Source organism: Kitasatospora brasiliensis, from assembly GCF_032654805.1.
In the GTDB taxonomy this organism is placed as follows: domain Bacteria; phylum Actinomycetota; class Actinomycetes; order Streptomycetales; family Streptomycetaceae; genus Kitasatospora; species Kitasatospora brasiliensis.
In genome coordinates, this window is sequence record NZ_JAUOOW010000002.1 from 690,225 (window position 1) to 714,006 (window position 23,782).

Annotated in this window: 21 protein-coding genes and 1 tRNA gene; 11 read left to right on the plus strand and 11 right to left on the minus strand. The window is 74.3% G+C overall.

Features of this window, described 5'->3' with window-relative positions:
• Nucleotides 1–27: 27 nt before the first annotated feature.
• The 4 genes from QWJ13_RS10960 to QWJ13_RS10975 all read left to right on the plus strand — a co-directional run bounded on the left by QWJ13_RS10960 (nt 28) and on the right by QWJ13_RS10975 (nt 4,865).
• Nucleotides 28–423 (plus strand): PPOX class F420-dependent oxidoreductase, encoded by a 396-nt coding sequence (locus QWJ13_RS10960; RefSeq protein ID WP_316522983.1) that lies wholly within the window; start codon nt 28–30, stop codon nt 421–423.
• Nucleotides 424–517: 94 nt separating this feature from the next.
• Complete coding sequence (gene cysS, locus QWJ13_RS10965; protein WP_316522985.1) at nt 518–1,912, plus strand: cysteine--tRNA ligase; 1,395 nt, start codon at nt 518–520, stop codon at nt 1,910–1,912.
• A 136-nt stretch (nt 1,913–2,048) separates the two neighbouring features.
• Nucleotides 2,049–3,041 carry a 23S rRNA (guanosine(2251)-2'-O)-methyltransferase RlmB gene (gene rlmB, locus QWJ13_RS10970; protein WP_316522988.1) on the plus strand — a complete coding sequence of 331 codons (993 nt, stop codon included), beginning with the start codon at nt 2,049–2,051 and terminating at the stop codon, nt 3,039–3,041.
• A gap of 168 nt (nt 3,042–3,209) precedes the next feature.
• Nucleotides 3,210–4,865 carry a DoxX family membrane protein gene (locus QWJ13_RS10975; RefSeq protein ID WP_316522991.1) on the plus strand — a complete coding sequence of 552 codons (1,656 nt, stop codon included), beginning with the start codon at nt 3,210–3,212 and terminating at the stop codon, nt 4,863–4,865.
• A gap of 79 nt (nt 4,866–4,944) precedes the next feature.
• Here QWJ13_RS10975 and QWJ13_RS10980 read toward each other — a convergent pair whose 3' ends face one another.
• The 3 genes from QWJ13_RS10980 to QWJ13_RS10990 all read right to left on the minus strand — a co-directional run bounded on the left by QWJ13_RS10980 (nt 4,945) and on the right by QWJ13_RS10990 (nt 7,546).
• Complete coding sequence (locus tag QWJ13_RS10980) at nt 4,945–5,739, minus strand: nucleotidyltransferase family protein (protein ID WP_316522993.1); 795 nt, start codon at nt 5,737–5,739, stop codon at nt 4,945–4,947.
• A gap of 88 nt (nt 5,740–5,827) precedes the next feature.
• Complete coding sequence (locus QWJ13_RS10985; RefSeq protein WP_316522995.1) at nt 5,828–6,283, minus strand: hypothetical protein; 456 nt, start codon at nt 6,281–6,283, stop codon at nt 5,828–5,830.
• A 171-nt stretch (nt 6,284–6,454) separates the two neighbouring features.
• Nucleotides 6,455–7,546, minus strand: coding sequence for an ABC transporter ATP-binding protein (locus QWJ13_RS10990; RefSeq protein WP_316522996.1), 1,092 nt, complete (start codon nt 7,544–7,546; stop codon nt 6,455–6,457).
• A gap of 285 nt (nt 7,547–7,831) precedes the next feature.
• Between QWJ13_RS10990 and QWJ13_RS10995 the strand changes: the two genes are divergently transcribed.
• Nucleotides 7,832–7,905, plus strand: a tRNA-Thr gene (locus QWJ13_RS10995).
• Between the two features lie 55 nt (nt 7,906–7,960).
• Here the strand turns inward: QWJ13_RS10995 and QWJ13_RS11000 are convergent.
• From QWJ13_RS11000 to QWJ13_RS11025, 6 genes are all read right to left on the minus strand, one after another.
• Nucleotides 7,961–9,169, minus strand: a complete 1,209-nt coding sequence (locus QWJ13_RS11000) for a sensor histidine kinase (RefSeq protein ID WP_316522998.1) — start codon at nt 9,167–9,169, stop codon at nt 7,961–7,963.
• Nucleotides 9,166–9,945: a two-component system response regulator CseB gene (gene cseB, locus QWJ13_RS11005; protein ID WP_316523000.1), complete on the minus strand. Its 780-nt coding sequence runs from the start codon at nt 9,943–9,945 to the stop codon at nt 9,166–9,168. Before cseB ends, QWJ13_RS11000 begins: the two co-directional genes overlap by 4 nt.
• Nucleotides 9,942–10,832 (minus strand): hypothetical protein, encoded by an 891-nt coding sequence (locus QWJ13_RS11010; RefSeq protein ID WP_316523002.1) that lies wholly within the window; start codon nt 10,830–10,832, stop codon nt 9,942–9,944. The genes cseB and QWJ13_RS11010 overlap by 4 nt, the downstream gene beginning before the upstream one ends.
• A 100-nt stretch (nt 10,833–10,932) precedes the next feature.
• Complete coding sequence (locus tag QWJ13_RS11015) at nt 10,933–11,652, minus strand: class F sortase (protein ID WP_316523004.1); 720 nt, start codon at nt 11,650–11,652, stop codon at nt 10,933–10,935.
• A 31-nt stretch (nt 11,653–11,683) separates the two neighbouring features.
• Nucleotides 11,684–12,151: a hypothetical protein gene (locus tag QWJ13_RS11020; RefSeq protein WP_316523006.1), complete on the minus strand. Its 468-nt coding sequence runs from the start codon at nt 12,149–12,151 to the stop codon at nt 11,684–11,686.
• Between the two features lie 266 nt (nt 12,152–12,417).
• Entirely contained in the window at nt 12,418–13,233 is an 816-nt protein-coding gene (locus QWJ13_RS11025; RefSeq protein ID WP_316523007.1) for a hypothetical protein, read from the minus strand.
• Between the two features lie 217 nt (nt 13,234–13,450).
• Between QWJ13_RS11025 and QWJ13_RS11030 the strand changes: the two genes are divergently transcribed.
• The 5 genes from QWJ13_RS11030 (at nt 13,451) to QWJ13_RS11050 (ending at nt 18,963) form a co-directional block, all read left to right on the plus strand.
• Nucleotides 13,451–14,716, plus strand: coding sequence for an MFS transporter (locus QWJ13_RS11030; protein WP_316523009.1), 1,266 nt, complete (start codon nt 13,451–13,453; stop codon nt 14,714–14,716).
• Between the two features lie 164 nt (nt 14,717–14,880).
• Complete coding sequence (locus QWJ13_RS11035; RefSeq protein WP_316523011.1) at nt 14,881–15,114, plus strand: hypothetical protein; 234 nt, start codon at nt 14,881–14,883, stop codon at nt 15,112–15,114.
• A 119-nt stretch (nt 15,115–15,233) separates the two neighbouring features.
• Nucleotides 15,234–15,779 carry a methylated-DNA--[protein]-cysteine S-methyltransferase gene (locus QWJ13_RS11040; protein ID WP_316523013.1) on the plus strand — a complete coding sequence of 182 codons (546 nt, stop codon included), beginning with the start codon at nt 15,234–15,236 and terminating at the stop codon, nt 15,777–15,779.
• Between the two features lie 568 nt (nt 15,780–16,347).
• On the plus strand, nt 16,348–17,766 hold the full coding sequence (locus QWJ13_RS11045) for a family 2B encapsulin nanocompartment shell protein (protein WP_316523018.1): 1,419 nt from the start codon (nt 16,348–16,350) through the stop codon (nt 17,764–17,766).
• Nucleotides 17,767–17,913: 147 nt separating this feature from the next.
• Nucleotides 17,914–18,963: a family 2 encapsulin nanocompartment cargo protein polyprenyl transferase gene (locus QWJ13_RS11050; RefSeq protein ID WP_316523021.1), complete on the plus strand. Its 1,050-nt coding sequence runs from the start codon at nt 17,914–17,916 to the stop codon at nt 18,961–18,963.
• A gap of 109 nt (nt 18,964–19,072) precedes the next feature.
• Here QWJ13_RS11050 and QWJ13_RS11055 read toward each other — a convergent pair whose 3' ends face one another.
• Nucleotides 19,073–20,113 (minus strand): NAD-dependent epimerase/dehydratase family protein, encoded by a 1,041-nt coding sequence (locus tag QWJ13_RS11055; RefSeq protein WP_316523023.1) that lies wholly within the window; start codon nt 20,111–20,113, stop codon nt 19,073–19,075.
• Between the two features lie 202 nt (nt 20,114–20,315).
• Between QWJ13_RS11055 and QWJ13_RS11060 the strand changes: the two genes are divergently transcribed.
• Nucleotides 20,316–21,650 (plus strand): DUF1254 domain-containing protein, encoded by a 1,335-nt coding sequence (locus QWJ13_RS11060; protein ID WP_316523025.1) that lies wholly within the window; start codon nt 20,316–20,318, stop codon nt 21,648–21,650.
• A 210-nt stretch (nt 21,651–21,860) separates the two neighbouring features.
• Here QWJ13_RS11060 and QWJ13_RS11065 read toward each other — a convergent pair whose 3' ends face one another.
• Nucleotides 21,861–23,615, minus strand: coding sequence for a BACON domain-containing protein (locus tag QWJ13_RS11065; protein ID WP_316523028.1), 1,755 nt, complete (start codon nt 23,613–23,615; stop codon nt 21,861–21,863).
• Between the last annotated feature and the right edge of the window lie 167 nt (nt 23,616–23,782).

A 23,782-nucleotide genomic window follows, 5' to 3' on the forward strand; every position in this document is an offset into this window, starting at 1 on the left:
CGGACCGCCGACGAGAAGAGGTACTCCGTGACTGCCAAGCTCTCCGACCGTGCCAAGGCCCTGATCGACGCCAAGAGCTTCGCCGTGGTCTCCACCATCCAGCCGGACGGTGGCCCCCAGTCCTCCGTGGTCTGGGTCAAGCGGGACGGCGACGACATCCTGTTCTCCACCGTCCAGGGCCGCCGCAAGCACCTCAACCTGGTGCGGGACCCGCGGGTCTCGATCCTGATCAACCCGGCGGACACCCCGTACGAGTACCTGGAGGCGCGCGGCGAGGTCTCGATGACCACCGAGGGCGCCCGGGCGCTGATCGACGAGCTGGCCGGCAAGTACATGGGCCAGGACAAGTACACGATGGACGGCCCGGACGACGTCCGGGTGATCGTCCGGCTCAGCCCGAGCAAGGTGCTCGGCCGCATCTGACGCCGGCCCGGGATCCGCCGTTCCCCGGGATCACGAGCCCGTTCTCCCGGGGAATGTGGCGGGGCACCCCCCACCGCCCACTACGCTTGACGCTGTGAGCATTCGTCTGTACGACACCAGCACCCGCCAGGTACGCGACTTCGTCCCGCTTGTGCCGGGTTGTGTCTCGATCTACCTGTGCGGCGCTACCGTCCAGTCGGCGCCACACATCGGGCACATCCGGTCCGGGCTGAACTTCGACATCATGCAGCGGTGGTTCGCCTACCGCGGCTACCAGGTGACCTTCGCCCGGAACGTCACCGACATCGACGACAAGATCATCGCCAAGGAGCGCGAGCTCGGCACGCCGTGGTGGCAGATCGGCTACGAGAACGAGCGCGCCTTCAACGACGGCTACGACGCGCTGGGCTGCCTGCCGCCGACCGTCGAGCCGCGGGCCACCGGGCACATCCCCGAGATGATCGAGATGATGCGCGGCCTCATCGAGAAGGGCCACGCCTACGCGGCCGACGGCAACGTCTACTTCGATGTGCGCTCGTACCCCGGGTACCTGGCGCTCTCCAACCAGAAGCTGGACGACCTGCGCCAGCCCGAGGGCGAGGGCGAGACCGGCAAGCGGGACGCGCGCGACTTCGCGATGTGGAAGGCCGCCAAGCCGGGCGAGCCGAGCTGGGAGACCCCGTGGGGCCGCGGCCGTCCCGGCTGGCACCTGGAGTGCTCGGCGATGGCCCACAAGTACCTGGGCCCGGCCTTCGACATCCACGGCGGCGGGCTGGACCTGATCTTCCCGCACCACGAGAACGAGATCGCCCAGTCCAAGGCCTTCGGCGACCACTTCGCCGAGTTCTGGGTGCACAACGCCTGGGTCACCATGGCCGGCGAGAAGATGAGCAAGTCGCTGGGCAACTCGGTGCTGGTCTCCGAGATGGTCCGCAACTGGCGGCCGATCGTGCTCCGCTACTACCTGGGCGCCGCGCACTACCGCTCGATGATCGAGTACAGCGAGGAGTCGCTGCGCGAGGCCGAGGCCGGCTTCGGCCGGATCGAGGGCTTCATCCAGCGCGCCGTCGAGCGCTGCGGCACGGTCGACGCGGCGCCCGAGGTGCCGCCGGCCTTCGCCGAGGCGATGGACGACGACCTGGGCGTGCCGCAGGCGCTGGCCGTCGTGCACACCGCCGTCCGCCAGGGCAACAGCGCCCTGAACGCGGACGACAAGGAGAGCGTGGTGGCGCGACTGGCCGAGGTCCGTGCGATGCTCGGTGTACTGGGCCTCGACCCGCTCGACCCGCACTGGGCCGGGACGGAGCGCGGCGAGGACCTCCACGGTGTGGTCGACTCGCTGGTCCGTCTGGTCCTGGACCAGCGGCAGGCGGCGCGCGAGCGCAAGGACTTCGCCACCGCGGATGCCATCCGCGACCAGCTCGGCTTGGCCGGGCTGGCGATCGAGGACACCCCGTCCGGCCCGCGCTGGACGATCAACAGCCAGTAACCCCATCCGACGATCGGGGTGATGGGTGGGCCGTACCGGACCGGTGCGGCCCTCCCGCATGACGTAGCGCATGCCCCGGCCGCCACCGGGCAGACCGGGGCGGCCGGGGCGTGCCGAACAGACAGGAAGTACAGCCATGGCCGGCAACAGTGCACGCAGGAACCGCCGCAACCCCGGATCGAAGAAGGGCGCGTCTGTCGGTACCGGCGGGCACAGCCGGAAGGCGCTCCAGGGCAAGGGCCCGACCCCGCCCGGCGAGGAGCGCAAGGGCCACCCCAAGCAGCGGGCCGCCAACGCCGCGCTGAAGCGCGAGCGGGACGCCAAGGCCCGGGCCGGCATGCGCCGCTCCGGCGGCGGCGGCCGCGGTGGCCGCGGCGGCGCGGGCAGCGCCGAGCTGGTCTTCGGCCGTAACTCGGTGGTCGAGGCCCTCCAGGGCGACGTGCCGGCCAACGCGCTGTACGTCCAGCAGTTCATCGACACCGACGACCGGGTCCGCGACGCCTTCCAGGCCGCCAACGACCGCGGCATCCCGCTGATGGAGGCCCCGCGCGCCCAGCTGGACCAGATGACGGGCGGGATGAACCACCAGGGCCTGGTGCTCCAGGTGCCGCCGTACGAGTACGCGCACCCCGAGGACCTGCTGGCGGACGCCGCCGACGCCGGCCAGGACGCGCTGATCATGGCGCTGGACGGCGTGACCGACTCGCGCAACCTGGGCGCCGTGGTCCGCTCGGCCGCCGCCTTCGGCGCGCACGGCGTGGTCATCCCCGAGCGCCGCGCGGCCGGCATGACCGCCGGTGCCTGGAAGACCTCCTCCGGTGCCGCGGCCCGGCTGCCCGTCGCCCGGGCCACCAACATGACCCGCGCCCTGGAGGCCTACCAGAAGGCCGGCCTGATGGTGGTCGGCCTGGCCGCCGACGGCGAGGCCGAGATCGGCGACCTGGAGCTGCTGACCGGTCCGGTCGTGATCGTCGCGGGCAGCGAGGGCAAGGGCCTGTCCCGACTGGTCTCGGAGACCTGCGACATGCGGGTCCGGATCCCGATGTCCGGTCTGACCGAGTCGCTGAACGCCGGTGTCGCGGCGGGCATCGTGCTGTACGAGGCCGCGCGACTGCGCGCCAAGCGCTGAGCACGCCCGGGGCGGGGGACGCAGGAGATCTTCCGAATTCCCCGCAATCCGAGTGAAGGCGATCGGGCCCCGACCGGGCCCGATCGCTTTTTTCATGATCACTTCAAGTGTGCTCCGGACATCCACCCGGGAGAGTGTCCTAAGCGGCCGTCACCCGGTTAGACGGGCGTGGACACCAGAACACCTCGGCGCCCCCTGTTCGGCGACGGCAGCACCGGGATAGACGCGGGCCCCGGCCTCAACACCGTCAAGGTGGAGTCGGACCCGGCGCGGCTCAGCAGCACCCAGGCGAGCTTCCGGCTCCGGCTCCAGGACCCGGTGGCGCCGCTGATCGAGGCCCCGGCCGGACTGCTGTCCACCGGTGCCGCCTTCGGCGACCCGTACGCCAACCAGGGTCTGATCCGCCGTCCGCTGGTCACCCCGCAGGTCGTCGTGCCGGCCGGTGCCGTCCCGGCGCTGGCCGGGGCGGGGGCCGGCGGCGCGCCGCGCCGCAAGGGCCGGGTCACCGCCGTCACCTGGACCGGGCAGGCGCCCCCCGGGGACCTCGCGGCCACCCAGCTGCTGGAAGCGGTGCGCCTGGGCGGCACCCCGGGCGGCGGCGTCCGCCTGCTGGAGCCCGAGACCCAGGTGATCCCGTCCCTCGCGGGCGCCCGGGCCGTCCCGCGCCAGCCCCGCGAGGGCGCCGGCACCGCCACCGACGCGGGCATCGGCCCGATCGGCGAGCCGCACGGCTGGACCCCGAGCGGCGAACTGCCCGAGGTCTCCGCGGCGGACGCCGAGGGCAAGCAGCCCTGGTACCCCGGCCGCCGGGTCGACCTCGGCCTGGTGCTGCTGCCGCTGCGCGCCGTGCTCGGCTCGCTCGCGGTCTACGCCGGGTTCAGCAAACTGTGCGACCCGGTGTACTTCGACGGCGGCGAGCGCGGCTCGATGATGCGCTGGCTCTCCTCGCTGCACCCGTGGAAGGTCGCCGAGCCGCTGCTGGCCTTCGCCATGGCGCACCCGGTGGGCGCCGGCCTGGTGGTGTCGTTCACCCAGATCGTGGTCGGCGTGCTGACCGTCCTCGGCCTGTGGCAGCGGCTCGCGGCCGGCGCGGCGATGGCGCTGTCCGCCGTGCTGCTGTTCACCGTCAGCTGGCGGGCCGTCCCGGTCTACGACACCCCGGACCTGATCTTCCTCGCGGCGTGGAGCCCGCTGCTGATCGCCGGGGCGCCGTTCGCTTCGCTGGACGGGCGGCTCAACCTGGAGGCCTGGCGGCGGTTCGGCGCCGACGCGTCCGGGGCGCTGCGCCGCCGGGTGCTGCGCCGGGGCGCCGTCGTCACCACGGTCGTGGTCGGCCTGACCCTGCTGCTCGGCTCGATGCTCGGCGCCGCCGTCCGGACCGGCGCCCGGGCGCACCAGGCACCGGAGCGTCCGGCCACCGACTTCGGCACCCCGGTCTGGCCGTCCGGCAGCCCGTCCGGCGCCCCCGGCGGCAAGGGGACGTCCACCACGCCCCAGACCGCCGTCCCGCACCCGGCCACCCCGACGCCGAGCGCGGCCACCCCGTCCGGCACGCCGTCCACCAAGCCGGCCACGCCGACGCCGAGCGGCAAGCACTCCGGCAAAGCGGAGACCGGGTCCGGCGCCTCCCCGGTGGCCCCCACCCCGCCCGGCGGAGCGGGCACCGCGCCCGTGTCGCGCGGCACCCCGGGCTCCGGCGGCGCCGGCGTGCCGCCCAAGCCCAGCCCGTCCTCCGGACTGCTCGGCGGGGTGCTGGGCAGCGCGCCGCTGGCCGACCTGTCCGGCGGCCCGGCCCCCCACCCGGGGATGCCGACGGCGACCTGAGGGCCCTGAACGCCGGTCGGCCGGGCGCTCCCCACGGAGCGCCCGGCCGACCGGCGTCTTCGGGTCCTGGCGGGGCGGCCTAGCGGGGCGGCCGGCCGGCGCCGGAGGCGAGCTCCTTGGCCGCCTCGGTGAGGTCCTTGGCGGTGTCGATGGCCCGCCAGTAGACGCCCTGCGGCAGCTGGTAGCCCGCCAGCCGCTTGCTGCGGGCGAGCTGCGGGAAGGTGGTGCGCTCGTGATCGCCCACGTCCGGCAGCAGCTCGGCGAACTCCGGGCTGAACACGTACAGGCCGGCGTTGATCAGGAAGGGCGAGGGCGGGGCCTCGATGAAGTCCAGCACGTTGCCGAACTGGTCGGTCTCCACCGCGCCCCAGGGGATCCGCGGCCGAGCGAGGGCGAGCGTCGCGACGGCGTCCCGCTCGTGGTGGAACGCGGCCATGTCGCGCAGGCTGAAGCGGGTCCAGATGTCGCCGTTGGTGGCGTACCAGGGCTCGTCCGGGCGGGGCAGCGCCTTGGCCGCGTACTTGAGGCCACCGCCGCGCCCGAGCGGCTCCGCCTCGACCACCGTGCGCACCCGCAGCGGGAGCTCCGCCTTGACCAGCCACTCCTCCAGCACCTCGGCGAGGTGCCCGCAGGAGACCACGGCGTCGGTGACGCCCTCCTCGGCCAGCCAGGCCAGCTGGTGGCCGAGGATCGGCACGCCCGTCCCCGGGATCTCGACCAGCGGCTTCGGGCGGTCGTCCGTGTAGGGGCGCAGCCGGGAGCCCTGGCCGCCGGCCAGGATGACGGCCTGGGTGACGGGCGTCGTGGTCGGCCGGGGCGACTGCGGGTGCGGTGCGGACGGGAGGTCGGCGATGGGGCCGGAGTCAGCGGTCATGCCTGAACAATAGGGCTGAGCGACGGAACGTCCGCCGCTCAGCCCCGGGTGCTCTTGGTCGCCTGGCTCCCCGCCGCCTGGCCCGTCGTCAGCCGACGACGCCGGCCGCGAACGAGCCGTCGCAGACCGGGCGGGCGAAGGAGCGGGCCCGCTGCACGTCGCCCTGGTACTTGCGCACCGCCGCCTTGCCCAGATCGCCGGCCAGCGAGGTGCAGTACGGCGTCAGCGAGGGCTGCTCGCGCATCGAGCGCTCCAGCAGGTCCAGCGCGGCGGAGGGGTTCTTGGCGCGCAGCTCGTCGAGCAGCACCACCCGCAGCGACTCCTGCGGGGCGAGCCCGTCCGAGGTCTTGGCGGCGGCGCCGGCCGCGTTGTTGGAGCGGCCGATCCCGGCGCCGTCGCCGCTGGACGCCGCCACGACCTGCTGGTCGAGCCCGGTCGGCGGGGCCCAGGGGACCCTGGTCACGGCGAGGGTGCCGGTGGTCACCAGGACGACCGGCAGGGTCAGGGCGACGGTCTGGCCGATACGGCGCACTAGCTGCTTCACCCTCAGGAGAGTAGCGGTGGGTGCGGGCCGGATCGCCCTCCGTTACCCCATCGAGTGACAGGGTGTCCGGGTTTGTCCCCACACCGTGTTGACGCGGGGTACGACGGAGCCCGCCGGACCGGTAGGGTCCGACGGGCTCCGTGGCGTTTCGCCGCTCTTGCGGCGGTCGCGTCAGTTGCTGAGGCGCAGGCCGGTGCTGGTGGAGAAGACGTGGGTCTCGTTGGCGATCGGCACCACGTGGACGGTCTCGCCGCGGGCCGGGATCTGGCGGCCGGGCACCCGGACGACCAGCTCGTGGTCCTGGCCGCCGAGCTGGGTCGTGCCGTAGACGAAGCCGTCCGAGCCGAGCTCCTCGACCACGTTGACGGTCAGCGCGACGCCCTCGATGCCGCCCGCCGGGACGACCTCGAAGTGCTCGGGGCGGATGCCGACGGTCACCGTCTTGTCGGAGCCGGAGCCGGCCAGGTCCTCGCGGGAGATGTGGACGACCGAGCCGCCGAACTTCACGCCGCCGTCCACCAGCGGCACCTCGACCAGGTTCATGGCGGGCGAGCCGATGAAGCCGGCCACGAAGACGTTGGCGGGCTTGTCGTACATGTTGCGCGGGGTGTCGACCTGCTGGAGCAGCCCGTCCTTGAGCACCGCGACCCGGTCGCCCATGGTGAGCGCCTCGGTCTGGTCGTGGGTGACGTACACCGTGGTGATGCCCAGGCGGCGCTGGAGGCCGGCGATCTGGGTGCGGGTCGAGACGCGGAGCTTGGCGTCCAGGTTCGACAGCGGCTCGTCCATCAGGAAGACCTGCGGCTCGCGGACGATCGCGCGGCCCATCGCGACGCGCTGGCGCTGACCGCCGGAGAGCGCCTTCGGCTTGCGGTCCAGGTACTGGGTGAGGTCGAGGATCTTCGCGGCCTCTTCGACCTTGGTGCGGATCTCCGTCTTGTTCACGCCGGCGATCTTGAGCGCGAAGCCCATGTTGTCGGCGACGGTCATGTGTGGGTACAGCGCGTAGTTCTGGAACACCATGGCGATGTCCCGGTCCTTCGGCGGCAGGTGGGTGACGTCGCGGTCGCCGATCCGGATCGCCCCGGTGTTGACGTCCTCCAGACCGGCCAGCATGCGCAGGCTGGTCGACTTGCCGCAGCCCGAGGGGCCGACCAGCACGAGGAACTCGCCGTCCGCGATCTCCAGGTCCAGCGCGTCCACCGAGGGCTTGGTCGCCCCGGGGTAGACGCGGGTCGCCTTGTCGTACGTGACAGAAGCCATGGTCGTTGCTCTCCTTCACCGGCAGGAACGTGCCGGACGATCCGAGTAAAGGGGGGGGTGTCGATGCTCAGCCGGCCCATCAGTGGTCTGAACCACTGCGCGAACCGACTCCCGGCGACGCTACCTGCGCGTCCGCCGCTTGTCAGCCCCCGCCCGACCCGATTTCGGCATCGGTTCCATCACGCCCACCCATCCCACCAACCCCCGGATATCCCCCCATCCCGTCACCCGCGCCCGGTAGACTGCCCCCCGGTGCCGCCGTGATCCGTCGCGGACGGCCACCGTGCCTCCTTAGCTCAGCTGGCCAGAGCACCGCTCTTGTAAAGCGGGGGTCGTCGGTTCGAACCCGACAGGGGGCTCAGCGCAGCGCGAAGGGCCCGCCGGTTGCGGCGGGCCCTTCGGCGTTGCGCGGGGTCAGTCCGGGGGTAGGGCGAGGGTGGCCAGGGCGCCGCCGTCGGGGTGGTTGGCGAAGGTCAGGGTGGCGCCGATGACGCGGGCGTGACCGGTGGCGATGGTGAGGCCGAGGCCGTGGCCGCGGCCGCGTTCGGGGGCGTTGGTGCGGAAGCGTTGGGGGCCGTGCCGGAGGAGGTCCTCGGGATAGCCGGGGCCGTGGTCGCGGACGCTGATCAGCAGGCCGTCGACGTGCAGGTGGACCGGGCCGGCGCCGTGGCGGTGGGCGTTGAGGATCAGGTTGCCGAGGATGCGGTCGAGCCGGCGCAGGTCGGTGCGGACCTGCCGGTCGGCGGCGATGTCGACGGTGACGTCCAGTCCGGTGAGGGTGACGGTGCGGCGCACCGCGCGTTCCAGCGGGACGGCGGAGAGGTCGGGGGCCTCGGCGTCCGCGTCCAGGCGGGAGACCTCCAGCAGGTCCTCGACCAGGCCGCGCAGCGCCTGGACCCGGTTCTGCACCAGCTGGGTGGGGCGGCCGGGCGGCAGCAGTTCGGCGGCGGTGACCAGGCCGGTGAGCGGGGTGCGCAGCTCGTGGGCGACGTCCGCGGTGAAGCGCTGTTCGTCCTCCAGCCGGCGGTGCAGGGTGCGGGACATCAGGTCGACGGCGGCGGCGAGGTCGGCCACCTCGTCCTTGCCGTCGACGAGTTCGCCGATCCGGGTGTCCGTCCCGCCGGCCGCGATGCCCCGGGCGGCGGTGGCCGCGGTGCGCAGCCGGCGGCTGATCCGGTCGGCGACGAGCACGCCGGCCAGCACGGTGGTGAAGACCGCGGCGACGACGGTGAGCAGGATGATCCGGTCCAGGTCGGCGATGGCCTGCCGGTCCTGGGTGAAGTCCACCCGGACGGACAGCGCGCCCTCCTGTACCGGCCCGGCCGCCCACATCGACTCGCCCGAGCCGTCGGCGGCGAGCAGCGACCCGTGTCGGCCGCCGGTGGTGAGGGTGCGCAGCTGCTCGGGCAGGGCCGGGTCGTTCAGGGTGGCGCCCCGGCCGAGGATCTTGGCGCCACCGCGCTTGTAGTCGGCCAGGCCGGAGTCGAGGGCGGCGAGCGAGGCGGAGCGGGCCTGGTCGACGTGCTGACGGATCATCGCCTGGTGGACCAGCAGGCCGACGGCCACCGCGACCAGGACGGCGATGGCGGCGACGGCGGTGGCGATCTGGCGGCGCAGGGTCATGCCGGGCGCCGCAGCTTGTAGCCGAACCCGCGGACGGTCTCGATCCGGCCGGAGCCGATCTTGGCGCGCAGTCGCTGCACGTGGACGTCCACGACCCGGGTGTCGGCGCCCCACTCGTAGTCCCAGACGCGCTCCAGCAGGGTGGAGCGCTCCAGCACGATGCCGGGTGCGGCGGTGAACTCCAGCAGCAGCCGCAGTTCGGTGGGGGTGAGCGGGACGAGGCGGCCGTCCACTCGGACCTCCATGCTGTCGGTGTCGACCTGGAGGCCGTCGAAGCTGCGGACGGCGGTGGGTGCCTCCGAAACGGTGGGTGCCTCCGAGGCGGCGGGGGACTCCGAAGGGTGAGGGGCGGCCGGGGCCTGCGGCTGGTCGGCCGTGGGGACGACCCGGATGCGGCGCAGCACCGTACGGATCCGGGCGACCAGTACGGCGCTCTCGAAGGGCTTGACCACGTAGTCGTCCGCCCCGGCTTCCAGCCCGGAGACCACGTCCACCGGGTCGGTCCGGGCCGACATCATCAGGATCGGCAGCTGGCTCTCCTCCCGGATCCGGCGGCAGAGCCCGACCCCGTCGAGCAGCGGCAGCATGACGTCGAGCAGGAGCAGGTCGGGCCGTACGGCGTGGAACGCCTCCAGCCCCTCCAGGCCGTCGGCCGCCGTGGTGACCGGGAAGCCGTAGCGCTCCAGGGCCATCCGGGTGGCCTCGCGGATCACCTCGTCGTCCTCGACCAGGAGGATGTGCGGGTGGGGGGTGGCGGGGGTGGCGGCGGGGGTCATCGCTTCGCTTCCGGGAACACGGCGGGGGCGGAGGGGGCGGAGGGCCCGTTCGGCGGGGCGGTGGGCCGGGCGGTGCGCAGGGACGGGACGGCGGCCTCGGGGGCCGGCTGCTTGGGCGGGAGCGGGGCGGGGCGCGCCGGTGCCGTGCCGGGCACGGGTGTGGCGGTGGCGGCCGCCCGGCCGTTGTCCGGGCCGGTGGACGAGCCGGCGGACTGGCCGGTGGGCGGGAGCACGCCGACGCCCTCGTCCGTGCGGTCCCTCAGGGCGAGCCGGGCCCCGTCCCACTGGTAGTGGCTGGTGGTCTGGACGTAGGCGCTGGTCGGCTCGTACAACCACAGGTCGGGGCCGATGGTCGCGGCGCTGAACGCCTGCTGGACCGGCACCCGCAGGACGGGCAGCAGGTGGTCCTCGGCGAGGGCGTAGACGTGCAGCACGACCAGTCCCGGGACGGCGACGACGGTGATCAGCTCGGGCCGCCCGTCCCCGGTGAGGTCGCGGAACTCGGGGCTGCGGATCTCGCACCCGGTGCAGGAGGTGAGCGCCTGCCGCTCCTCCTGGCTCACCTTCGGGTCCTTGGCGAGGACGGTGCGGACGTCGACCGCGGTGATGTCGCGCCCGGGGACGGTCAGGTCCGGTACGGGCTGCGGCGGTTCCGGGGTGACGTTCGCCGCGGTCGCGGCCGGCGGCGGGGAGGTGGGCAGTTGCGGCCAGAGCGGCCGGGGCTCGGCCGGTGGCGTGGCGACCGCGACCGGGCCCTGGTCGTGCAGGCCGCCGGGGGTGGGCCGGCCGAAGGTGACGGCGGCGAGGGCGACGAGGACGGCCAGGCCGGCCAGGGCGGCCACCGGGATGGCGCCGGGCCGGCGGCGGGGGGCTGGTATCGCTGCCACGGTCGGTGCTCGTCCTCCTGGTCTGAGGGGGTGCTTCGGCACCGCCCCGGTGGTAGGTCGCGTGGCGGGCGGCCCGCGGTTCCCCCTTCGGCGGCGGCCGTCAGGCCAGGTCCGCCAGCACGATGATGTTGTCCGTCCAGTGGCCGTCCGAACCGATCTGCCCGCCGCAGGTGATCAGTCGCAGCGCGGGCGCGGGCGTGTCGCCGTAGACCTGCTCGGTGGGGAACCGGTCCTTGGCGGCCTGGAGCAGCGTGCGGACCTTGAAGTCCACGGTGGTGCCGTCCGCGCGCCGGATCCGGATCAGCTCGCCGGGGCGCAGTTTCGGCAGCCGTTTGAAGACGGCCGGGCCGTGCGCGGTGTCGAGGTGCCCGATGAGTACGGCGGGGCCGGTCTCGCCGGGGGAGGGGCTGTTGCGGTACCAGCCGACCTCCTCGCCGTGGTCGGCCGGCGGCACCTCGACCGTGCCGTCGGGGTTCAGGCCGAGGTCGGTCACCGGCGCGTCCACCCCGACCGAGGGGACCAGCAGGCGGGTCGGCGGCGAGGGGGCGTACGGCTTCGGGGCGGTGGGCGCGGTGCCGGGCGTGGTGCCGGTCGTGGCCGGGGTTGTCGCTGCCGGGGTGTCGGTGCCGTGCCCGGAGGTCTCGACCCGGACCACCGGCGTCTCCCGGCCGGACAGCGCGAGCGAGGTGCCGAGCACCAGGCAGAGCAGGCCCGCGGTGCCGAAGGCGGTGCGGCGCAGCGGGCCCGGGCCGGACCGGGCGGCGCGTCGCCGTCCCCGGCCGGGTTTGCGCCGGCGTCGGTGGCTGGCGGTCCCCGCCACCGGGGCCGCCCCGGCGGTCTCGGGACCGGTGTCAGCCGCGCGCACCGGAGCGGCGGCGCAGGACGGCGAAGCCCAGCGCTCCGGCGCCGACGGCCGCGACGGCGCCGCCGCCGGCGAGCATCAGGCCGGAGCCGTCGGAGGCGCTGGAGCCGTCACCGGCCTGCGCGGCGCCCTTGGGCACCTCGCGGACCTGCGCCGGGGCGCCACCGGGGGCGATCGGCGTCGGCGTGGCGGTGCGCTGCGCGGGGGGGACGGCGGGGGCCGCGGCGGCCGGGGCGGTGGGGGTGGCCGTCCGGGGCACGGCGGGGGCGGGCGTGGCGTGCGGCGGCGCCGCCTCGGCGGCCGGGGCGGCCGGGGCGGTGACGCCGGCGGCGGGCTTCGGCGCGCTGTCGGCCCAGGCCTGCCCGCCGGTGACGGTGGCCAGCAGGGCGGCGCCGGTCAGGGCGCAGGCCGCCAGGACGCGGCGGGCGGGGGAGTGGTGGGTACGGCTCCTGCTCATGGGGTGTCTCTCCGTCTGCATCGGTCGGTACGTGGTGGACGCCGGCCCGCGGTGCGGTTCGCGGGGCCAGGCGTACGGGTTCGTCACGGGACGTCCGTCGTCGGCGCCGGACGCGTACGTCCTCGTCGTGGACGCCCTCCGGCCCGTTCGGCGGGGGCGTCGTCGATGACGGTAGGAGGGCCGTGTCGCGGTCCTCGGCCGGTCGTGTCACGGCCGCCCATCGGCTGCGTAACGGCGGCGGGTCGTGACGTCCGGCCGGGTGTCTCCTACCGTCCCGACCGCAGCCGGCGCAGCGTCCAGCCGGGCCCGAGGGCCTGGGTGTGGGCCGTGAGGAGTTCGGCGGCGCGGCGGTAGGAGAGGCGGGCGTGGCCGGTGTGGGGGCAGCGGTCGCGGGCGGGGGTGCCGGTGGGGGCTCGGCGGTCGGTGAGGAAGAGCGGGCCGGTGGGGCGGCCGGCGACGAGGAGGGGGAGCAGGCGGGCGGTGCCGGACTGCCAGTGGACGGGAGCGCTGCCCGGGCGGGTGCGGCGGCGCGGCGGGTCGAGGTGGTCGGTGTCCAGGGCGAGCACGGTCTCGATCGCGGCGCCGGACTCGTGCAGCAGGTGCCAGAGCGCCTGTTCGCGCAGTGGCGCGCGGAGGGCGAACAGGGCGCGCAGCTCCTCGGGGGTCGGCGGCGCGGCGGCCGCGGCGTGGCTGGTGGGGCGCGGGTCGACGGGGCGCAGGTCGGTGGTCGGGTCGCCGTCGATCCAGCCGCGGGCCCGCCACCAGGCCACGGCCGCGCGCAGGGTGGAGAGTTCCCGGGTGAGGGTGCGCGGGCCGGTGTCGGCTCCGCGGCGGGCGGCCGCGGCGCGGAGCCGGTCGGGGGTGTCGGGGTGGTCGAGCAGCGCGAGGGGCAGGACGGGCGGCCGGGCGCGCCGTCGTTCGGGGCCGGTGGGCGCGGGCCGGTCGGCGAGCGCCCAGGCCCAGGTGTGCAGCGCGATCCGGTAGATCCGCCGGGAGCCGTCGGCGAGCCCGGCGGCGGCCAGGTAGCGCTCGACGGCGACGGCGTACTCGACCGGTGGGAGTCCCGTCTCGGCTTCCGTCACGAACGATCGCCTTCTTCCGCAGTAAATCATTCACGCGAGGTCACTCCAGGTCGTTCGAACCCTAGCCGGAATTCGCAGTAAATGGCAGGTGGGAGGCCTTGGTTGGGCGAATTTACTGCGGCAGTGAAGGCTCTTGGAGAAATTGACTCCGAAAGGCTCAACTTTTTCTCCGCGAACCCTTGAATCCACTCCCCGTCGAACCCCAGACTTGCTGCACATGGCAGTGCAAACCGACCGGATCCCGGCCCGCCGCAGGCGCCTGGGAGACCGTCTCGCCGTCCTGGGCGAGCGTGAATTCCGCTGGTTCTTCATCGGCTGCACGACCTCCCTCATCGGCTCCTCGATGGCGCCGGTCGCGGTCGCCTTCGCGGTGCTCGACGACGGAGGCGGCGGCACCGAGGTGGGGTGGGTGATGGCGGCCCGGATCCTGCCCGTGGTGCTGGCGCTGCTGGCCGGCGGGCTGATCGCGGACCGGCTCGGCAGTCGCCGGGCGATGCTGGGCTCGGAGCTGCTGCGCGGCGTCGTCCAGGCGCTGTTCGCCGCGCTGCTGGCCGCCGGGCACGCGCCGGTCTGGGCGATGGTCGCGCTGGTGGCGGTCTGGGGGATCGGCGAGGGGCTGTTCATGCCGGCCTTCGGCGCGGTCGTGCCCGACCTGGTGCGCCGCAAGGAGCTGACGGGGGACGCCAACACCCTGCTGGGGCTGTCCCGTTCGGTGTCCACCGTGGTCGGCCCCACCGCCGCGGGGCTGGTGACCGCCGCCTGGGGCCCGGCGGCGGTGCTGCTGGTCGACGCGGTGACGTACGGCGTCGGGGCCTTCGCCCTGGCCGTGCTGCGACTGCCGGTGCGGCCGGCGGCCGGCGAGGACTCGATGATCAAGGATCTGCGGGAGGGCTGGTCGGAGTTCGCCGCCCGCCCGTGGCTGTGGATCACCACCGTGCAGATGGGCCTGTTCAACCTGCTGGTCTGGGCCCCCTTCCTGGTGCTCGGCCCGCTCACGGCGCAGCGGGACCTCGGCGGTGCCCGCGCCTGGGGCCTGGTGATGGGCGCGTACGGGGCCGGCGCGGTGTTCGGCGGCCTGCTGATGCTCGGCCGGGCGCCCGCCCGCCCGCTCGCGGTGGCGTCGGTGGCCGCGCTGGGCTGGGCGCTGCCCTCGGGGGTGCTCGCGGCCGGGGTGGGGCTGCCCTGGGTGGCCGCCGGCGCCCTGGTGGGCGGGGTCGGCTCGGCGGTCTGCGGGACGCTCTACAGCACCACCACGCAGAAGTGGGTGCCGGTGGAACTGCTCGGCCGGGTGACGGCCTTCGGCGTGCTGGGCGCCTTCGCGCTCGGTCCGCTCGGACTGGCGGCGGCGGGGCCGCTGGCCGGCCGGTTCGGCACGGGAACCGTGCTGCTCTTCGGAGCGGTCTGGCAACTCGTGGCCGGGGTCGTAGTGTTGGCGGTACCGGCGGTGCGCAACCGCCGCTGGGAGGAGGGCCCGGACAGCTGACCAACCTCGGACGGCTCCGGGGCGCACCCCCGGCCCATCGCGCATCGCGCCCGGCCGGCCCCGGAGCGAAACCGGCTGCCCCTCCCGTGCGTGCGTGCCTCCGCGACGGGCGGGGCGGCCGACCCGGCCGTACGGTGGAGAGCGGGGGACGGAGGAGGTCGATCATGCCCGGTTCGCTCACCATCAGCCATCACGAGTCCGCGGCCACCCTGGACCACACGGACGCGGAGCGGCTCGCCACCGTCATGGCGGAACTCGCGTACCTGCTGGAGATCCCGGGGTCGAACCGGATCAACGACGCGCAGCTCGCCGTGCTGTGCGAGGGCCGCAGCCCGGACCGCGCCGAGCTGGTGCACTGGTGCGCGTCGCTCGCCCGCAGACTGAAGGGGCAGCTCTGACCGGAGTCGTACGAGCCCGCGCCGCCGACCGCCCGCCGTACGATGGCGCGTGGGGCGGGGACGCCTCCCGGGTGCCGGGGTGGTCGGCGGCCGGTCCGGCGGAGGGTGGGGGCCCGAGAGTGTCGCAGTCCTGGTCGATGTCCTGGCTCACCGTGCCGACACCGCTGCCCAGCGGCCCGCTGCACATCGCGGTGACTCCGCTCGGCGTGGCGGCGGCCGGCTACCGGGGCCGCGACGGCGAACTGCCGCCGTGCACCGACGAGTCGAAGAGCACGGCCGTCACCGAGCGGATCGGCGCCTACCTGGCGGGCCGCACCCGCGAGTTGGGCCTGCCGATCGACTGGAGCCTGAGCTCCGGACCGCACCGCGCCGTGCTCCAGACGCTCTGGCGCGAGGTGCCGTACGGCCGGACCATCACCTATGGCGAACTGGCCGCCCGCAGCGGGGTGTTCGAGGACGTCACGGAGCCGGGGCTGGCCGCTCGCACGGTCGGGCAGATGATGGCCGCCAATCCCGTGGCCCTGCTGGTGCCCTGCCACCGGGTGGTGGCGGCGGACGGGATCGGCGGCTTCGGCGGCGGCCAGGTGGGGGTCGACGTGAAGCGCTGGCTGCTCACCCTGGAGGGCGTGCTGGAGCCCACGCTCGACTGGAACGGGCCGCTGTAGCAGCCGAGTTGGCGTGCTCCGTCGTCGCCAAGCCCGGGGCCGGACCAGTGACACCCGCCCGGGCGCCCGGCGAGGCCGCACCGGTTGGATGCCGGGCACCAGCCTGTACTCGATGCCGCACGTCCGGCTCCACCTCGGCGCCCGTCGGCCGCTCCCCGAGCGCCGACCGCACGGCGTCCCGCGGCGGATCGGCCTCCTGGGTGAGCGCCCGGAAGCCCGCGCGGCCGGCGCCGGAGGTGGGCTGAGGCGGGCGGACAGGGCAGCGCGTAGCCGACGTGGTCGGCCGTGGACAGTCCGGTCGGCGGGGGTGCCGCGCGCGGATCGTGTCAGAGGGTGACGCGGCCGGGGGTGTCGATAGGAGAGGATAGGGCGCGGCACTCCCATATGTTCGAATCAATAGTCGAACAAATATCGATCTGGTGATCTATTCGTACTATTTGTTTGGCCATTTCGAACCACTCGAACGAGTGATTGCGGGTCGCGGTCGAATGGGCCCACTATGAAGCTGCAACACGCATGCGCAAGGCGACACTTCATCGGGTAATCGGGTATGCGAAGGGCTCTCCTCATGTCGACCGAAACCAATGCCGGTATTCCTGCGCCAGGCGCGCAGTCGGACATCCGGCAGCAGCAGAGTCTGAGCACGGCGGGCGCGCGGAACCTCGCGACGACCACCAAGTCCGCGCCCCAGATGCAGGGCATCAGCCCGCGCTGGCTGCTCAGGAGGCTGCCCTGGGTGCAGGTGTCCGGCGGCACCTACCGGGTGAACCGCCGCCTGCGCCACTCGGTCGGCCGCGGCCGGGTGAGCTTCGTCAAGACGGGTGCCGAGGTGCGGATCGTCGCGCCGACGCTGGCCGAGGTGCCGGTGCTGCGCGGCTTCCAGGACGAGGCCGTGCTGGAGGAGCTGGCCTCGCGCTTCGTGCAGCGGGAGTTCGACGCGGGCGAGGTCCTGGTCCAGGCCGGGGCGCCGATCACCGAGGTGTTCCTGATCGCGCACGGCAAGCTCGACCGCCTGGGCACCGGCAAGTACGGCGAGGAGACGGTGGTCGGCACCCTCGCCGACGGCGACCACCTCGGCGACGAGGCGGTCCGGCAGGACGGCGGCCAGTGGCCGTACACCGTCCGCGCCGCGACGTCCGGCACCGTCATGGCGCTGACCTGGCCCGCCTTCCAGGAGCTGCACGACCGCTCCGAGTCGCTCCAGCTCCAGATCATCGAGTACCTGAACGGCTTCCAGCAGGCGCAGAACAAGCACGGCGAGGCCGCGATCGACCTCTCCGCCGGCCACCACGGCGAGTACGAGCTGCCCGGCGCCTTCGTGGACTACGAGCTCAAGCCGCGCGAGTACGAGCTGAGCGTCGCGCAGACCGTCCTCAAGGTGCACACCCGCGTCGCCGACCTCTACAACCAGCCGATGAACCAGACCGAGCACCAGCTGCGGCTCACCATCGAGGCCCTGCGCGAGCGCCAGGAGCACGAGCTGGTCAACAACCCCGAGTTCGGGCTGCTCAGCAACGCCGCGTACGACCAGCGGTTCCAGACCCACTCCGGCCCGCCCACCCCGGACGACATGGACGAGCTGCTCAGCCGCCGCCGCAGCACCAGGATGTTCCTGGCCCACCCCAAGGCCATCGCCGCCTTCGGCCGGGAGCTCAACAAGCGCGGCCTCTACCCGGGCACGGTCGAGGTGGAGGGCCGGCAGATCATGGCCTGGCGCGGTGTTCCGGTCTTCCCGTGCAACAAGATCCCGATCGTCCGGGGCACCAGCTCGATCATCGCGATGCGAATCGGCGAGGACAACCAGGGCGTCATCGGCCTGCACCAGACCGGAATTCCGGACGAATACCAGCCGGGCCTTTCGGTGCGGTTCATGGGAATCTCCGAGAAGGCCATCATTTCGTACCTGGTGAGCGCCTACTACTCCGCCGCGATCCTCGTTCCGGACGCCGTCGGCGTCCTGGAGAACGTGGACATCGCGCAGTACTGACGGTTCACGGCGGCCGGTCGCACGCGGCCCCGGGCTCGGCGTGCCGGGTCCGGGGCCGCGTGCCTCCGAGCCCGACACCGCAGGGCAACCCCGGTCCGCCGACGGCGGGCCGTCCCACGACAGGCGCCGACAGGGGGAAACACCCAAATGACGAGTCCCACGCTGGAGCGGGACCACAAAGAAGGGCACGAGGCGGCGGACATCCTCGCCCGGGCCCGCGCGCTGGTCGACCCGGTCCTGCGGACCGCCGTCGACTCGCTGCCCGGCACCATGCGCAAGGTGGCCGGCTACCACTTCGGCTGGTGGGAGGCGGACGGCACCCCCGCCGAGGCCTCCGCCGGCAAGGCGATCCGGCCGGCCATGGTCCTCGCCGCCACCCAGGCCCTGGGCGGCAAACCCGACGAGGCCGTCGCCGCGGCCGCCGCGGTGGAGCTGGTGCACAACTTCACCCTGCTCCACGACGACGTCATCGACCGGGACGACACCCGGCGCCACCGGCCCACCGCCTGGCGGGTGTTCGGCACCACCGAGGCCATCCTGGCCGGGGACGCCATGCACTCCCTCGCGCTGCGCCTGCTCGCCGAGGACGCCCACCCGGCCGCCCAGGGCTCGATCCGTCGGCTCACCGACTGCGTGGTCGAACTCTGCGAGGGCCAGCAGATCGACTGCGCCTTCGAGCAGCGCCACGACGTCTCGCTGGCCGAATGCCTGGCGATGGCGGAGGCCAAGACCGGTGCCCTGCTCGGCGCCGCCTGCGCGATGGGCGCCCTGTACGGGGGCGCCTCCGAGGAGGCCGCGCAGGCGCTGGACGGCTTCGGCCGGGAGATCGGCCTGGCGTTCCAGCTGATCGACGACCTGATCGGCATCTGGGGGGATCCCGCGGTGACGGGCAAGCCGGTCGGCGCGGATCTGGCCGCCCGGAAGAAGTCGCTGCCGGTGGTCGCGGCGCTGGGGTCCGGCACCGTTGAGGGCAAGCGGCTGGCCGAGCTGTACACGCTCGAACGGCCGCTCAGCGCCGAGGAGTTGGCGCGGTGCGCGGCGGCGGTCGAAGCGGCCGGCGGGCGCGGCTGGGCGCAGGGCGAGTCCTGCGAGCGGATGGCCGCGGCGATGGCGCAGCTGGCCGCGGCGGTGCCGGAGCCGGCCGCCGCCGATGAACTGCTGGCGCTCGCCGAGCTGGTGACGCGCCGTACGCACTGAGCGGGGCGCTCGTACTGCGCAAGCGGCAGGAGTGCTCACAGGAGTGCTCACAGGAGTGGGAAGTCGGCCCGTCCGACGTCCCACTCCTGTCGCTTGCGGCGCTCGGCGGTCAGCCGAAGGCGGCCAACAGCCGTTGCTCCTTCGCCGGTTCGATGCCCTGCCGGACCTGCGCCTCCGGCCGCCCCTTGCGCCCGGCCGCGTCGGTGTCCTCGGCCGGCCCGCGCGCCCGCAGCCACTCCCAGGTGTCCCGGGCCGTCTCGGCGAACGGGCGGCAGCGCAGGCCGGCCGCCTCCGCGCGGGTGGTGTCGGCCAGCCAGGCGCCCGCCAGATCCGGCACGTCAGGTGCCCAGAGCGGGAGTTCGGTCCACGGGTCGACCCGGTCGGGCCCTTCGGCGAGCAGCGGCCCGTCCTCGACCCAGACCAGCTCGGTGTCCGCGGCGCCCGCGACCTCCCGGCAGGTCTCCAGCCACTCGCCGAAGCGGAGCCGGCCGGGCGGCGCCGTGGTGATGTACCGCCCCGCTGCCCGGGCCGTCAGCCGGTCCAGTCCGAAGCGGGCGAAGTCCCGGACGTCGATCACCTGCATGGTCCGCCGCGGATCCCCGGGGGCGAGCACCCGCCCGCCGCGCGCCATCCGCTCCAGCCACCAGGGCAGCCGGCCGCCGTTCTCGTACGGCCCGATGAGCAGGCCGCTGTTGAGCACCAGCGTGCGTTCGGCGCCGAAGCCCGCGAGTACGGCACGCTCGCAGCCGGCCTTCAGGGCGGTGCCGGGCGGCTGGTCGGGCGGGGTGTCGGCGGGGCAGGGGTGCAGTGCGGAGTCCTCGTCGACCGCCCGGGCGGGCCAGTCGGTGAAGGCGTGCACGGAGGAGACGAAGGTGTAGTGGTCGGCCCGCTCGCGCAGCAGCCGGGCGCTGAGCGCGGCCTGGGCGGGCTGCTGGGCGGAGGTGTCGACGACGGCGTCCCAGCTGCGGCCGTCGACTAGCCGGGCGAGGTCGTCGGCGCTGTCGCGCTCACCCCGGACGACCTCGACGCCGGGCAGATCGGCGGCGCTGCGGCCGCGGTTGAAGGTGGTCACCAGGTGGCCCCGGGCGAGCGCTTCGGTGGCGTAGGCCCGTCCGAGGAAGGACGAGCCGCCAAGCAGGAGGATCTTCATACCGTTGACCCTCCCTCGGTCGCCCCGCAGGTATGCCCGGATCAGCGCTGAGCAGAGGGCGGAACCCGGGCGTCGGCCGGAGTCGGGGCGGTGCCGATCCGACATGCCGCCCCACCCGGCCCCACTTAGCATCCCATTTGTACCGATTCGAGCGGATTCGGGGATATGCATGACCTCGACCGCCTCGTACGAAGGACCCGCGATGAACCAGTCCGAGCTGGAGGCCCTGGCCGCCGACGCGTACGTCTACGGCTACCCGCTGGTCGCCGGCCTCACCATGGCCGAACGCTTCACCAAGGGCGGCCTGGGCACCCTGCCGGCGGCGCCGTTCAACCACCTCAGCCACGCCACCCGGCTGGCCGGCCCGGCCGACGACTTCGTCTCCGTCAACAACGACACGATCTACTCGATCGCCCAGCTCGACCTCTCGGAGGGGCCGCAGGTCCTGCACATCCCCGACACCGCGGGCGCCTACTACGTGCTCCAGGTCATCGACGCCTGGACGGACAACGTCGCCTACCTCGGCCGCCGGGCCACCGGCACCGGCGCGCAGACCTGGCTGATCGTCCCGCCCGACTGGCACGGCACCCCGCCCGACCCGACCCGCGTGATCGAGCTGCCGACCACCGTCGGCACCCTCGTCGGCCGCTTCGCCTGCCTCGGCCCGGACGACCTGCCCCGGGTCCGGGCCCTCCAGGACGCCCTGGAACTGGCGCCGCTGGAGCCCGGTGGCCTGGTCGCCGGACTGCCCGAGCCGGACAACGACGTCCCCGAGCGGCTGGCCTTCTTCGAACGCATGCGGGTCTGGATGCAGGCCTTCCCGCCCGCCACCGCGGACATCGAGTACCAGCGCCGCTTCGCCCCGCTCGGCCTGCTGGACGACGGCGCCTCGCCGTACCGCGCGGCCGCCCCCGAATGGACACTGGCGCTGGCCAAGGGCCTGGCCGCCGGGCGCGAACGGGTCGAGGACGCCAGCCGCCCGCCCGAGGACCACCCGCCCGGCGAATGGCGCAGCACGCTCCACCTCTTCGACTACAACACCGACCACCTGGGCCCCGGCACCCTGGACGACCCCGAGTGGCGCATCCCCGACCGCCGCGCCGCCTACCTCAGCCGGGCCGCCGCCGCCCGGGCCGGCCTCTGGGGCAACCACGCCTACGAGGCCTCGTACGCGATGACCTACGACGACTCCGACGGGCGCCCGCTCACCGGCGCCAACAACTACACCCTGCGCTTCGACCAGCCGCCCCCGGCGGGGGCGTTCTGGTCCGTCACGATGTACTCCGTCCCGGACTACTGCCTGGTGGAGAACCCGATCGACCGCTACTCGATCGGCGACCGCACCCCCGGCCTGGTCCGCGCCGACGACGGCTCCCTCACCCTGACCCTCCAGCACGACCAGCCCGAGGACCCGGACGCCGCCGCCAACTGGCTCCCCACCCCACCCGGCGAGTTCCGCCCCATCCTCCGCATCTACCAGCCCGAACCCCCGGTCCTCGACGGGACCTACCAAGTCCCCCCGATCCACCGCACCTGACACCCCTCACCGGGCTTGCGCCCGAGAAGTCGGCGGGCCCGACTTCCTGCGCGTGGCTTTCGCTGGGTTTCGCGCGGAACCCAGGGGCCGCTCGCATGCTCGGCCAGCGCCTGGCCTGTTCTGCGCCAGAAGTCGGCCAGGTCGACTTCTGGCGCGTCTCTGGCTGCGGGCCCCGGTGGCCGGGAGGGCGCCCCTTGGTCCCCGCGTGCGTCAGTGCTCCGCCGGGGGCGTTGTTGTCGGGCTGGTCGGGTGGGGGGAGCCGTCCGGGGTGGGGGTGGCCGATGAGGAAGGGGGCGGGGTGGTGGCGGGGGTCGTCGGGGTCGCAGGCGGGGAGGAGGCGGAGCCGCCGCGGGTGCGCGGTCCGCCCTCCAGGGTGACCACGGCCTGTGAGGGCGGCAGCGCGATCCGGGCGGTCCAGTGCGACGTCGGTGCCTGGTCCTCGTCCACGGTGACGATCACGGTGATCCGCTGGCCGGGCGCCAGGGTGCCGGAGTCGCGGCTGAGCCGGAGCCAGCCGGCGTCCGTCACCGTGTGCCAGCGGATCACCGTGGTGCCGGAGTTGGTGAGGGTGAGGATGGTCCGGCTGCCGTACTCGGCGGCCTCGACGGTGAGCAGTCCGGCCGGGGTGGGCTCCGCGGTGCCCGGCGCGGAGGCGCGGTCGGCCGCGGAGGCGCGGTCGGCCGTGGGGGCAGGGGCGGCGACCAGGGCGGGGCTGGTGAGCGGGGCCGCGCCGTGGGCCGGGACCGGGATCGCCGCACCCTGGAAGGCCGGCCGGGGAAGGCCGGGAAGCAACGTTTCTGCACCGCCCGTGCCGGCGCCCGCCAGCTCCAGCCCCGGCATCCCCGGCATCCCCGGCAGCCCGGAGGCGCCCGCTCCCGTCGGGCCGCCCACCGCGGGCTGCGGCCGCTGCCCGGCCGACCGCCCGGCTCCGTCCACCCGTACCGCCGACACCGTGGCCGCCGACTCCGGGCCGCCACCACCCCGGTGCCCGGCCCAGAGCGCGATCACCGGCGCCGCCAGTACGGCCGCGAGCACCCCGGTGGTCACCACCCGCCGACGCACCGCCAGCCCGCGCCCGGCATCCGGCACCCGGTGCCGGGGGAAGCCGCCCTGGTCGAACCGAAGCTCCGGAGCAGCCACCCCAGGAGAGGCCACCCCCGCAACAGCCCCCACCGGAGCCCGCAGCAGCGAGAGCCCCGACAGCCCCGCCACCCTCTCCGCCGCCTCGCTCGCGGCCACCCGCTCCGCCGTCCCCCGACAGGCCGGGCAGTCCACCACGTGCTGCACCAGCTCCCGCCGCAGCGCCGGGCCGAGCACCCAGTCCCGCCAGGACTCCGCGCCCGCCCCGCCGAGCCGGTCCAGCTCCGGACAGCTGCCGACGCCGAGCACCCGCAGCGCCGCCCTGGTCCGGGCCACCTCGGTCTCGGCCCCGGCCAGCAGTTCACGGGTCCGCTCGAACGGCAGGCCCAGCACCGCCGCCACCTCCAGCGGGGTCAGCCGGTGCCGGACGGACAGCTCCAGCGCCTCGCGTTGCTCCGGGTCGGTGCCGGCCGCCTCCGGCCAGACGAGCGAGGACAGCTCGCGCCGCCGCCGGGCCGCCTCGGCCTCGGCCTCGTCCGAGGCGCCGCCCGCAGCACCCGTCACCGCGGCACCTGTCGCACCACCCGTCGCACCACCACCCGCGAGCCGCCGCAGGCAGCAGTACCGGGCCAGCGAGAACAGCCAGGCCCGCAGCAGCCCCGGCTCGGCCAGCCGGTCGCCGTGCCGCCGCGCCAGCTCGCGGACCTCGCACAGCGCGTCGGCGGCCGCGTCGTGCTCGCACAGCACCGAGAGGCAGTAGGTGAACAGCCCGTCCACCTGCCGGTCGTACGCCGCGAGCACGGCAGCGCCCCGCGGCTCGGCCGCCCCGGCCCTCCCAGCCGCAGCCCCGACCGATCCGACCCGGCCCACAGTTCGCGTTGTCACCCGTACGACGGTAGAGACCGCGGTCGGCTGACCCCGCCCATTCACCGCGTATGTACTTCTTTCGGGTAACAACATCGCCCATCTGTGCGGCGACCCCGGCAATCCCGGCAACCCCGGCGACCCGGTGACCCCGGCCGATACGTGGCGGACGCACGACGAACCGCCGC

Coding starts and splice junctions, on each gene's coding strand:
- QWJ13_RS11060 (WP_316523025.1), top strand. CDS start 20,316: ATGAACCAGTCCGAGCTGGAGGCCCTGGCCGCCGACGCGTACGTCTAC.
- QWJ13_RS11055 (WP_316523023.1), bottom strand. CDS start 20,113: ATGAAGATCCTCCTGCTTGGCGGCTCGTCCTTCCTCGGACGGGCCTAC.
- QWJ13_RS11050 (WP_316523021.1), top strand. CDS start 17,914: ATGACGAGTCCCACGCTGGAGCGGGACCACAAAGAAGGGCACGAGGCG.
- QWJ13_RS11020 (WP_316523006.1), bottom strand. CDS start 12,151: ATGAGCAGGAGCCGTACCCACCACTCCCCCGCCCGCCGCGTCCTGGCG.
- QWJ13_RS10980 (WP_316522993.1), bottom strand. CDS start 5,739: ATGACCGCTGACTCCGGCCCCATCGCCGACCTCCCGTCCGCACCGCAC.
- cseB (WP_316523000.1), bottom strand. CDS start 9,945: ATGACCCCCGCCGCCACCCCCGCCACCCCCCACCCGCACATCCTCCTG.
- QWJ13_RS11000 (WP_316522998.1), bottom strand. CDS start 9,169: ATGACCCTGCGCCGCCAGATCGCCACCGCCGTCGCCGCCATCGCCGTC.
- QWJ13_RS11030 (WP_316523009.1), top strand. CDS start 13,451: ATGGCAGTGCAAACCGACCGGATCCCGGCCCGCCGCAGGCGCCTGGGA.
- rlmB (WP_316522988.1), top strand. CDS start 2,049: ATGGCCGGCAACAGTGCACGCAGGAACCGCCGCAACCCCGGATCGAAG.
- QWJ13_RS11045 (WP_316523018.1), top strand. CDS start 16,348: ATGTCGACCGAAACCAATGCCGGTATTCCTGCGCCAGGCGCGCAGTCG.
- QWJ13_RS10990 (WP_316522996.1), bottom strand. CDS start 7,546: ATGGCTTCTGTCACGTACGACAAGGCGACCCGCGTCTACCCCGGGGCG.
- QWJ13_RS11035 (WP_316523011.1), top strand. CDS start 14,881: ATGCCCGGTTCGCTCACCATCAGCCATCACGAGTCCGCGGCCACCCTG.